This window comes from Microbacterium sp. Leaf351 (assembly GCF_001423825.1).
Classification (GTDB): domain Bacteria; phylum Actinomycetota; class Actinomycetes; order Actinomycetales; family Microbacteriaceae; genus Microbacterium; species Microbacterium ginsengisoli.
The window spans coordinates 206,080-216,213 of sequence record NZ_LMPK01000033.1 but is presented as its reverse complement, the minus strand read 5'-3'; the positions used below and the strand labels follow the sequence as shown (position 1 = coordinate 216,213).

11 protein-coding genes and 4 tRNA genes are annotated in these 10,134 nt (G+C 69.5%); 7 read left to right on the top strand and 8 right to left on the bottom strand.

What is annotated here, in order from left to right:
• Window positions 1–25: 25 nt before the first annotated feature.
• The 3 genes from ASG00_RS09375 to ASG00_RS09365 form a co-directional block, all read right to left on the bottom strand.
• Window positions 26–100: transfer RNA gene (locus tag ASG00_RS09375), tRNA-Val, on the bottom strand.
• A 25-nt stretch (window positions 101–125) separates the two neighbouring features.
• Window positions 126–199: transfer RNA gene (locus tag ASG00_RS09370), tRNA-Cys, on the bottom strand.
• Between the two features lie 54 nt (window positions 200–253).
• A tRNA-Gly gene (locus ASG00_RS09365) sits at window positions 254–326 on the bottom strand.
• 150 nt (window positions 327–476) lie between these two features.
• Between ASG00_RS09365 and ASG00_RS09360 the strand changes: the two genes are divergently transcribed.
• Window positions 477–552, top strand: a tRNA-Val gene (locus ASG00_RS09360).
• A gap of 38 nt (window positions 553–590) precedes the next feature.
• On the opposite strand, the gene ASG00_RS09355 is transcribed toward ASG00_RS09360, so the two are convergent.
• The 4 genes from ASG00_RS09355 to zapE form a co-directional block, all read right to left on the bottom strand.
• The gene (locus ASG00_RS09355) at window positions 591–875 is read right to left on the bottom strand and encodes a hypothetical protein (RefSeq protein ID WP_056208903.1); all 285 of its coding nucleotides are present in this window, start codon (window positions 873–875) and stop codon (window positions 591–593) included.
• Window positions 876–907: 32 nt separating this feature from the next.
• Window positions 908–1,366 carry a type II toxin-antitoxin system PemK/MazF family toxin gene (locus ASG00_RS09350; protein ID WP_235557349.1) on the bottom strand — a complete coding sequence of 153 codons (459 nt, stop codon included), beginning with the start codon at window positions 1,364–1,366 and terminating at the stop codon, window positions 908–910.
• A gap of 89 nt (window positions 1,367–1,455) precedes the next feature.
• Window positions 1,456–2,748, bottom strand: coding sequence for an ammonium transporter (locus ASG00_RS09345; RefSeq protein ID WP_056208900.1), 1,293 nt, complete (start codon window positions 2,746–2,748; stop codon window positions 1,456–1,458).
• A 230-nt stretch (window positions 2,749–2,978) separates the two neighbouring features.
• Window positions 2,979–4,013, bottom strand: coding sequence for a cell division protein ZapE (gene zapE / locus ASG00_RS09340; RefSeq protein ID WP_056208896.1), 1,035 nt, complete (start codon window positions 4,011–4,013; stop codon window positions 2,979–2,981).
• Between the two features lie 116 nt (window positions 4,014–4,129).
• Between zapE and ASG00_RS09335 the strand changes: the two genes are divergently transcribed.
• From ASG00_RS09335 to ASG00_RS09325, 3 genes are read left to right on the top strand one after another with little or no spacing between them, the layout of a single operon-like run.
• Window positions 4,130–5,035: a sulfurtransferase gene (locus tag ASG00_RS09335; RefSeq protein WP_056208893.1), complete on the top strand. Its 906-nt coding sequence runs from the start codon at window positions 4,130–4,132 to the stop codon at window positions 5,033–5,035.
• A gap of 29 nt (window positions 5,036–5,064) precedes the next feature.
• Window positions 5,065–5,514 carry a SufE family protein gene (locus ASG00_RS09330; protein WP_056208890.1) on the top strand — a complete coding sequence of 150 codons (450 nt, stop codon included), beginning with the start codon at window positions 5,065–5,067 and terminating at the stop codon, window positions 5,512–5,514.
• The gene (locus tag ASG00_RS09325) at window positions 5,511–6,233 is read left to right on the top strand and encodes a dihydrofolate reductase family protein (RefSeq protein WP_082483179.1); all 723 of its coding nucleotides are present in this window, start codon (window positions 5,511–5,513) and stop codon (window positions 6,231–6,233) included. The genes ASG00_RS09330 and ASG00_RS09325 overlap by 4 nt, the downstream gene beginning before the upstream one ends.
• On the opposite strand, the gene ASG00_RS09320 is transcribed toward ASG00_RS09325, so the two are convergent.
• Window positions 6,202–7,425, bottom strand: a complete 1,224-nt coding sequence (locus tag ASG00_RS09320) for an alpha/beta hydrolase family protein (protein WP_056208886.1) — start codon at window positions 7,423–7,425, stop codon at window positions 6,202–6,204. The two genes, ASG00_RS09325 and ASG00_RS09320, sit on opposite strands and share 32 nt — an antisense overlap.
• Before the next feature lie 25 nt (window positions 7,426–7,450).
• Between ASG00_RS09320 and ASG00_RS09315 the strand changes: the two genes are divergently transcribed.
• The 3 genes from ASG00_RS09315 to ASG00_RS14535 all read left to right on the top strand — a co-directional run.
• Entirely contained in the window at window positions 7,451–8,038 is a 588-nt protein-coding gene (locus ASG00_RS09315; RefSeq protein ID WP_056208883.1) for a DUF3000 family protein, read from the top strand.
• On the top strand, window positions 8,031–9,224 hold the full coding sequence (locus ASG00_RS09310; protein ID WP_056208878.1) for a ribonuclease D: 1,194 nt from the start codon (window positions 8,031–8,033) through the stop codon (window positions 9,222–9,224). The genes ASG00_RS09315 and ASG00_RS09310 overlap by 8 nt, the downstream gene beginning before the upstream one ends.
• Window positions 9,225–9,296: 72 nt before the next feature.
• Window positions 9,297–10,134 (top strand): thiolase family protein (locus ASG00_RS14535; protein ID WP_442922631.1); only part of this gene is annotated, 838 nt, incomplete at its 3' end.

Below are 10,134 nucleotides of genomic sequence, written 5' to 3'. Positions count from 1 at the left end.
CCCCCGGCGAGCCGGGGGTTTCGGGTGGTGCGCGATACTGGGATCGAACCAGTGACCTCTTCCGTGTCAGGGAAGCGCGCTACCGCTGCGCCAATCGCGCCTGTTCAGGCATGTTCACTTGTGAGTGGAGGTGGCGACGGGATTCGAACCCGTGTAAACGGCTTTGCAGGCCGGTGCCTAGCCGCTCGGCCACGCCACCGTGTGGTTTGACCCCACGTGCCGTGATCGTTCGATGGAACGACCCCTGCACTCGAGCGGATGACGAGACTCGAACTCGCGACCCTCACCTTGGCAAGGTGATGCGCTACCAACTGCGCTACATCCGCGTGTTTCCCGGTTGCCCGGGGCACTCGTACGACTTTAGCCGACGAATCGGTCGACGCAAAACCGGCACGCGCGCGGGCGTTTCGCGCTCTCGGTTCGCGGCGGGCCCGCCGCATCCGGTATGCTCGACACTCGGTCCTCCGGGGCCGATCGGGCGATTGGCGCAGTTGGTAGCGCGCTTCCTTCACACGGAAGAGGTCATCAGTTCGAGTCTGGTATCGCCCACCACAGAACCCCCGCTTCGGCGGGGGTTCGTCGTTTGAGTTCTACGCCTCGCACAGGCGCGTGCGCGTCGTCCGGATGGCGATGACGAGGCACGCGGCGACCGCGATCGCCCACAGGGTCCACAGCACCGCCGTCGCCGGCGCGCCGAGCACCGGACCCGAGGTGCAGTACGAGCGTCCCGGCACCGACGAGTCGTAGCATGCCCCCTGCGTCAGGCCACTCACCGCCCAGAGCGGCAACGCGACGGCACCAGCGACGGCGGTCCAGATCCACGCCCAGATGACACCGCCCAGCCCACGGCGATCGGACGCCTCGTGCTCCCCCATGCCGCGAGGCTAGCCCGCCGCGCAGCTCCCGGCTAGATGCGCCAGCCGTACCGGCGCTGCAGCTCCGCGGCGACGCGGCGGAACGTGCGCGCGTCGAGCGCCGCGGCTTCGCGGCGCACCGCCGCATCCGGCACCCGGTACAGCTGATCGAGATCGAGCCACGACTCGCGCCGGGCGGCATCCCATGCACCGCTGCCGAGCGAGACGTACTCGCGGTCGCCGGCGTGGGACTTGCTCGTCAGCTTCATCGCCCACGCATGACCGCGTCCGGCGCGGCCGATGACGAGCACCGGCCGGTCCTTCCCCTGACGCGGGTTCGCCTGGAACGGTACCCAGGTCCACACGATCTCTCCCCCGTCAGCCGTGCCGCCGGGAGACGGCGAGTACGCGACGCGGATGCCGCGTGTCGTGCGTATGTCGACCTCTTCGGCGCGAGCGGGGCGTCCGGTGAGAGCGCGCACCAATCCGCGGAGCAGTGTCGAGAAGGCCACATCCTCACGCTAGCGGAGCGCGCCCGCCGGGGAACGCCGAAGAGCGCCGCGGCCGAAGCCGCGACGCCCTTCGGGACGATCGGTGAAGGTCACTCCGCGAGTGCGTAGCCCTCTTCACCGTGGACCGTGGTGTCGACACCGGCGATCTCGTCCTCGTTCTTGATGCGGAACCCGATCGTCTTCTCGATCGCGAAACCGATCACGAAGGCGACGACGAAGGAGAACACCAGCACCGTGGCTGCGGCGATCGCCTGCAGGATGAGCTGGTCCCAGCCACCGCCGAGGAACAGGCCCGTGCCCGTGGCGAAGAAGCCGAGGTACAGCGTTCCGATGATGCCGCCGACGAGGTGGACACCCACGACGTCGAGCGAGTCGTCGAAGCCGAGCTTCCACTTCAGCTCGATCGCAATGGCGCACACGCCACCGGCGATGAGGCCGAGCAGGAGCGCCCAGCCCGGGTCGAGGTTCGCGCACGAGGGGGTGATCGCGACGAGACCGGCGACGGCACCCGAGGCGGCGCCGACCGAGGTGGCCTTGCCGTCCTTGAGCTTCTCGACGATGATCCAGCCGAGCACGGCCGCAGCCGTGGCGCCGAGCGTGTTGATCACGATCAGACCGGTCGGCGAGCCGACGGCACCGATACCCGCGAGGATCGCGCCGTTCGCCGACGAGGTGCCCTCGGGCGAGACGAAGAAGGCCGAGGCGCCGGCGTTGAAGCCGAACCAGCCGAACCACAGGATGGCGGCACCGAGCAGCACGAGCGGCACGTTGTGGGGCTTGGTGATGCCCTTCTTGAAGCCGACGCGCTTTCCGAGCACGAGTGCGAGCGCGAGCGCCGCGGCACCGGCGTTGATGTGCACCGCAGTACCACCGGCGTAGTCGATGACCTCAACGCCAGCGTCCTTGCCGAACAGCGTCGTGCCGAGGTTGAAGATCCAGCCGTTGGTGTTCCAGACCCAGCCGGCGACCGCGAAGTAGTCGATCGTCGCGAACAGGAACGCGAAGATCATCCACGAGCCGAACTTGGCGCGGTCGGCGATGGCGCCGGAGACGAGCGCGACCGTGATGATCGCGAACGTCGCGCCGTACGAGACGGCGGTCAGGTTGACCGATGCGGTCTCCGGGGTGTTGGCCATGGTGGTCAGGCCGAAGTCGCTGAAGGGGTTGCCGAGTACGCCAGGCCACCAGTCGGCGGTCTGCATGTTGAATCCGTAGAGGATCCAGAGCACGGCGATGAGGCCCATTGCTCCGAAGCTCATCATCATCATGCTGACGACGCTCTTGGCCTTGACGAGTCCTCCGTAGAAGAACGCAACGCCCGGCGTCATGAACAGCACTAGCGCCGTTGCGGCGATGTACCAGGCGAGACTTCCGTTGTCCATGAAATCCTCACTCATGTGTCGTGTTACAGGACCCTCGGCAGAACGCGCGGGAGAGCGTAGCGTCGGGTGCGGCCAGTCTCGCGAGAGCGGGTTTCGCCCGGTATGCGCCTCGTGTTTCCGGCAGGTAACAGTGCACAGGCCCGCGTTAACATCACGTTTCGGGAGTCGCAGAGATCTCGAGGCATGACCGTGAGGTTCCCGTGCAGCTGCGCGGGAGCGACCGGGAGTCGTCAGGAATGCGTCAAGGCGTTCAGGCGAGAGATGGCGCGCAGGTACTTCTTGCGGTATCCCCCGCCGAGCATGTCCTCGCCGAAGACCCGATCGAGGGCGACTCCGGTCGCACGGATGGGCACCTGCGCGTCGTAGGCGCGATCGACGAATGCGACCAGTCGCAGGGCTGCGGACTGGTCCTCCAGCGTGACGACGTCGCGCAACCCGATGGTGGCGAGACCGTCGATGAGGCGGATGTAGCGCGACGGGTGCACCCGGGCCAGGTGCGCGACGAGGTCCCCGAACGCGTCATCCGAGACGAGACCGGATGCCGCGGCATCCGCGATCGCCACCGTGTATGCCTCGTCGTCGAGCACGACCGCGTGGCCGTCGAGGGCGCGCTGGCGGAAGTCGACGCCGTCGATGCGCAGCGTCTCGAAGCTGGCAGACATCGCATTGATCTCGCGCAGGAAGTCCTGGGCGGCGAAACGGCCCTCGCCGAGCGCGTTCGGAGGCGTGTTGGATGTCGCGGCCAGCCTGGTTCCACCGGGAACCAGCTCGCCGAGGAGACGGGTCATCACCATCGTGTCGCCCGGGTCGTCGAGCTCGAACTCGTCGATGCACAGCAGGTCGGCGCCGCGGAAGAGCTCGACGGCCTTTTGATAGCCGAGTGCGCCGACGAGCGCCGTGTACTCGATGAACGAGCCGAAGTACTTACGGCGGGCGGGCATCGCATGGTAGATGGACGCGAGGAGGTGGGTCTTGCCCACGCCGAACCCGCCGTCGAGATACACCCCGGGTTTTGTGGGCTCGATCTTCGGCGCCTTCGAGAAGAGCCCCCGACGTACCGGTGCGGCCGCTCCGCCGCCGGAGAAGGCGATGAGCTTCTCCTTTGCCGCCCGCTGCGACGGATAGGCGTCATCGGCGCGATACGTCTCGAAGGTCGCTCCGTCGAACTGGGGCGGGGGGACGAGGGCGGCGACCATGTCCGCGCCGCTCACGTCAGGGGTGCGGTCGGTGAGGTGGATGACGCCCGTGGTCACGGCGGCTGCCATTCGTGCCCCTGTCATTTTTCGACGCAACAGATCCGCCCCCGCTGCACCGACGTAGGTTGGCGGGGACGCGAACAACCCTAACGCCGTCACCCACCCGTCATTTCCGAGGAGCAGCGATGTCCGTCGCACCCGACACCGACAGCCAGAAGTTCGCCGAGTATGCGCACAGCGACCGGCTGGTGAGCACCGCGTGGCTCGCCGAGCACCTCACCGACCCGGGCCTGGTGGTCGTCGAGTCCAACGAGGACGTCCTCCTCTACGAGACCGGCCATATTCCCGGCGCCGTCAAGGTCGACTGGCACACCGAGCTCAACGACCCGGTCGTGCGTGACTACGTCGACGGCGCGGGCTTCGCCGAGCTGCTCAGCCGCAAGGGCATCTCGCGCGACGACACCATCGTCATCTACGGCGACAAGAACAACTGGTGGGCCGCCTACGCACTGTGGGTGTTCTCGCTGTTCGGCCACGAGGACGTGCGCCTGCTCGACGGTGGCCGTGATCGCTGGATCGCCGAGGGCCGCGACATCACAACCGCGCCCGCCGAGCGCGCCGCGACGTCGTATCCCGTCATCGAGCGCGACGACTCCGTGCTGCGCGCGTACAAGGAGGACGTCCTCGTCCACCTCGGCAAGCCGCTCATCGACGTGCGGTCGCCGGAGGAGTACTCGGGCGAGCGCACGTCCGCCCCCGCCTACCCCGAAGAGGGCGCCCTGCGCGCCGGCCACATCCCCAGCGCGGCGAGCGTTCCGTGGGCCAAGGCCGTGGCCGCGGACGGCACCTTCAAGTCGCGCGCCGAGCTCGACGCCATCTACCGTGACGAGGCGGGACTCGGCGACGCCGATGAGGTCATCGCCTACTGCCGCATCGGTGAACGCTCGAGCCACACCTGGTTCGTGCTGAAGCACCTGCTCGGCATCGAGAACGTGCGCAACTACGACGGCTCCTGGACCGAGTGGGGCAGCGCCGTGCGGGTTCCCATCGTCACGGGTGCCGAGCCGGGCGCGGTCCCCCCGCGCGCCTGACGTTCTTCCTGCGTGCGAGGATGGGGGCGATGTCGGACTCTGACGCGCTCCCGCCCTCGCTCGCCGAGGCGCGCGACGCCTTCCTCGAGCTCTCGGACCCCGAGCGCCTCCAGTTGCTCCTCGAGTACTCCGAGGAGCTCCCCGAGGTGCCCCCGGCCCTGCAGGGCCATCCCGAGATGTGCGAGCGTGTGGCGGAGTGCCAGTCCCCGGTCTACATCTTGATCGAGGTCGCCGACGGCATCGTGACGATGCACGCGATGGCGCCCGCCGAGGCGCCGACGACCCGCGGCTTCGCCAGCATCCTCGTGCAGGGGATCTCCGGTCTGACCGTCGCCGAGGTGCTCGCGATCCCCGATGACTACCCGCAGACCATCGGGCTCACACGCGCGGTCTCGCCGCTGCGCATCGCCGGAATGTCGGGGATGCTCCGGCGCGCCAAGCGCCAGGTGCACGAGAAGTCGGGTGCACTGGCGGGATGACCCTGCTCGAACTCGAGCCGCGCACGCTCCGCGCGTTCGACACCCTCGCCCCCGGCACGCGTGAGGCACTGCGTCATATCTATGCGCCCACGGCCGACCGCTTCGTGCGGCTCAACATGATCACGAGCCTCACAGGAGCGGCCGCCGGCGACGACGGCACGAGCGAGTCGCTCACGAACCGCGTCGACCGTCTCATTCTCGGCATCATCCGCGAGCTCGCCGACGTCGTCGTCGTCGGCGCGCAGAGCGTACGGGCAGAGGGGTACATCGTGCCCCGCCGTGCGCGGCTGGCGATCGTCACGTCCAGCGGAGACCTCACCGGCCACCGCCTCGCTCTGGCCGAGGGTGCCGCGAGCGATCAGGTGATCGTGATCTGCCCCGCCGATCGCGCCGATGCGATCCGCTCGCATCCGGATGCCGCGGGCATCACTGTGCTGCCGGTGCCCGGACCCGCACCGCTGTCCCCGCGGGACATCCTCACGGTCCTGGCGGAGGAGGGCCATCGCCGCGTTGTCTGCGAGGGTGGACCGTCGCTCGCGAGCCAGTTCGCGGCGGCCGGAGTGATCGACGAGTACTGCCTCACGGTCGCGCCCGTGCTCGAACCCGTCAGTTCGCCCTTCCTCCGGCTGGCGCGCGATCAGCGCGTGGCCACGCGGGTCGTCGGCCACCTGGTCGACGAGACGGGGTTCACGTATCTGCGCCTGCGTCCCGCGGGATGAGCGCGTGCGCGTCGAGCCACGATTCGATCGCCCGGCTCCAGCGCTCCTGGTCGTAGTTCCAGAGCTTCGTGTGGCGGGCGACGGCGAAGACCTGCAGGTCGACCAGGTCGGGACGGGCGTCGGCGAGCTGGTGCGACGCCTCCGAGGGAACGAACCCGTCGTCGTCGCTGTGAAGGATCAGAATCGGATGCCGCAGCTCCTGCGCCCGTGCCACGACGTCGAGGCGGTCGAACGGGATCGGCGCTCCACTGCGAGTCAGGGCGGCACCCCACTCCGACTGCAGCGCGGTGAGCGCGAGCTCGGTGACCGGCTCGGGCAGCCCCATCTCCCGACCCTGATACCGCAGCACGACCCTCCAGTCGACCACCGGTGACTCCAGGATCACGCCCACGATGCGATCACGGTGCGCCGAACTGAGCTCGAGCTGCAGAGCGATCGCGCCGCCCATCGACCACCCCATGAGGATGATGCGCTCTGCCCCGTGGCGGCGGGCGTAGCCGACCGCGGCGTCGACGTCGCGCCACTCCGTCGCGCCGAGCATGTACGTGCCCGTGCGGCTGCGCGGTGCCTCGCCGTCGTTGCGGTACGACGTCACCATCGTCGTGATGCCCAGACTGTGGAGCAGAGGGACCGCGCGCAGGCACTCCGCCCGCGCGGCGCCGCGGCCATGGATCTGGATGCACCAGACGTCGCTGCCGCCGTCGGCGGGGAAGATCCACGCCGGGCACGGCCCCACGGCGGAGCCGATGAGTGTCGACCGGTAGGGCAGATGCAACTGCTCGGGACGGTCGTAGTACCACCCGCTGAACGCGGCGGGGTCGGCGAGCTGTGTGCCCGTCGGCACCTCGGTGAGAAGCTTGCGCTTGACCGTGCCGGCATCCGCCTGCAGGACCGAGCCGAGCTTGAGGTACTCCTCGGCACCCGTCGTGAACAGACCGTATCGTCCGGGCAGTTCCGTGTCGGGCGTGCGCGTCAGGGTGATCGTCTGGGCGGCCGGGTCGAGCGCGACGATGGTCGTGTCGGGGCGCCGGCGCGAGGGAGTCACCACGAGTCGCGCGATGCGTCCGGCCACACCGGCGATCGCCGCGAGCGAGAGTCCGAGCAGCACGCCGAGCGCGACGATGAGGGTGCGCAGACCGAGAGAGACCGCGGGTGAGGCGCCGCGCGACGCGGCGCGCCTTGAGCTTGCCATCGAGGCTTCATTCTAGTCTGTCGTCGTGGTCGACCAGGCTCCCGCGGCATCCGCGTCGTTCGCCGCCGCGCTTGCCCAGCTGCATGCCGCGGACCTTCGCGACGACCTCGTGACCCGCGAGCTGCCCGCCCCGACGGGACTCGCCCCCGAGGCGTTCGCCCTCGCAGGCGACATCCGTCCCGAGCCCGATGCGCTCGACTCCGTCTACGGCACGGGTCGGTTCGTGCTGCTGCACGACCGGGAGGAGCCCGACGCGTGGGGCGGTGCGTGGCGCATCGTCTGCTATGCGCAGGCGCCGCTCGAGGTCGACATCGGCGTCGATCCGATGGTCGCCGAGGTGGCCTGGGCCTGGCTGCTCGACGCGCTCGACGAGAACGGCGCGGCCTATCACTCCCCCTCCGGCACGGTCACCAAGACCGTCTCGCAGGGCTTCGGCTCGTTGGCCGCCGAAGGCTCCGGCTCGCAGCTGGAGCTTCGCGCGTCGTGGACGCCCGACGGCCCGTTCGACGCGCACGTGCGTGCCTGGGCCGAGGTCGTCTGCATGCTCGCCGGTCTCCCGCCGGGCTCTGAACAGGCCCCCGTGCTGAATCCCCGAGGACGTGCCCGTGCCTGACTACGACGTGATCTCGACGACCGAGGGACTGGATGCCGCGGCCGCCGTGCTCGCGGCGGGAACCGGTCCGATCGCTGTGGACGTCGAGCGGGCCTCCGGGTTCCGCTACAGCCAGCGCGCCTACCTCGTGCAAGTCTTCCGACGGGATGCCGGTGTCTTCCTGTTCGACCCGCCGGCATTGCCCGATGCCTCCGTGCTGCAGGCGGCTCTGAATGACGAGTGGGTGCTGCACGCGGCGAGCCAGGACCTCCCGTCGCTGCGCGAGTGGGGCCTCGTGCCGCAGCGCATCTTCGACACCGAGCTCGCGGCCCGGCTCCTCGGTCACGAACGCGTGGGGCTCGGTGCGATCGTCGAGGAGACCCTCGGGATCACGCTCGCGAAGGCGCATTCGGCCGATGACTGGTCGACGCGTCCGCTGCCGCAGTCGTGGCTGGAGTATGCGGCGCTCGATGTGCTGCATCTCGTCGACGTGCGCGACATCCTCGTCGACGAGCTCGCTGCGCAGGGGAAGACCGAGCTCGCGGCCGAGGAGTTCGACGCGGTGCTGCACCGTGAGCCGAAGCCCGTCCGCGCCGACCCGTGGCGCCGACTGAGCGGACTCCACACCCTGCGCGGGCGCCGCAACCTCGCGATCGCCCGCGCCCTGTGGACCGCGCGTGAGGAATACGCGCAGCAACAGGATGTCTCCCCCGGCCGGCTCGTGCCCGATCGCTCACTCGTCGCGGCCATTCAGGCGAACCCCGCGACCAAACGCGCCCTCGCCGAGGTGAAGGAGTTCACCGGCCGCGCCAGCCGCACCCAGCTCGACCGCTGGTGGGATGCGATCGAGCGGGGTCGCGCGGACACCGACCTTCCCCCCGACCGCGTTCCGGGCGACACGCTGCCGCCGCCGCGCGCGTGGGCCGACCGCGCCCCCGAGGCGGACGCGCGGCTGAAGGCGGCGCGCCCGGTCATCGAGGAGCGTGCGTCGAGTCTCGGCATGCCGACGGAGAACCTGCTGACGCCCGAGCTGCTGCGCCGCCTGGCGTGGGAGCCGCCGGTTCCCGCCGACGCGGACCACATCGCGGCCGCCCTCGCGGCGGGTGGGGCGCGCCGCTGGCAGATTGCGCAAACCGCACAGCTGATCGCCGAAGCCTTTGTCGTTTCCGCGCAAAACCCGGCGGAGCCCGCCGAACCCGCATCGTAGGTTCGAACCAACCGATTTCGTGAGACGCAGTTCCACCTTAGGCTGGACTCGATCCCAGACTTTGGAGGCAGAGTGGCCGAGAATTCGGACGTCTATTTCATCGACGGCATGCGCACCCCGTTCGGGCGCGCGGGTGAAAAAGGGCAGTACTGGAACACCCGGGCAGACGACCTCGTCGTCAAGACGATCATCGGCGTGATGGGGCGCAATCCCGACGTCCCCGCCGACCGGATCGACGACGTCGCCATCGCCGCGACATCGCAGACGGGTGACCAGGGCCTCACCCTCGGGCGCTCCGCCGCGATCCTCGCCGGGCTCCCCCAGAGCGTGCCCGGATTCGCGATCGACCGCATGTGCGCGGGCGCGATGACGAGCGTGACCACCATGGCCGGCTCGATCGGCTTCGGCATGTACGACCTCGCCCTCGCGGGCGGCGTCGAGCACATGGGCCGTCACCCCATCGGAGCGAACTCCGACCCCAACCCGCGATTCGTCGCCGAGCGGCTGGTCGACCCGGGCGCCCTCAACATGGGTGTGACCGCCGAGCGCATCTTCGACCGCTTCCCGCACCTGACCAAGGAGCGCAGCGACCGCTACGGCATGCTCAGCCAGCACAAGGCGCAGGCCGCCTACGACGCCGGCAAGATCCAGCCCGACCTCGTCTCCGTCGCCACGAAGGATGCCGAGGGCGCCTGGGGCATCGCGACCGAGGACGAGGGTCGTCGCCCGCAGACGACGATGGCCGACCTCGCCGGTCTGAAGACGCCCTTCCGTCCGCACGGACGAGTGACCGCCGGCACGTCGTCCCCGCTCACCGACGGCGCGACGATGAGTCTCCTCGCGGGAGGCCACGCCGTGCGCGAGCTGGGCCTGCGCCCGAAGATGAAGCTCGTCTCGTTCGCGTTCGCCG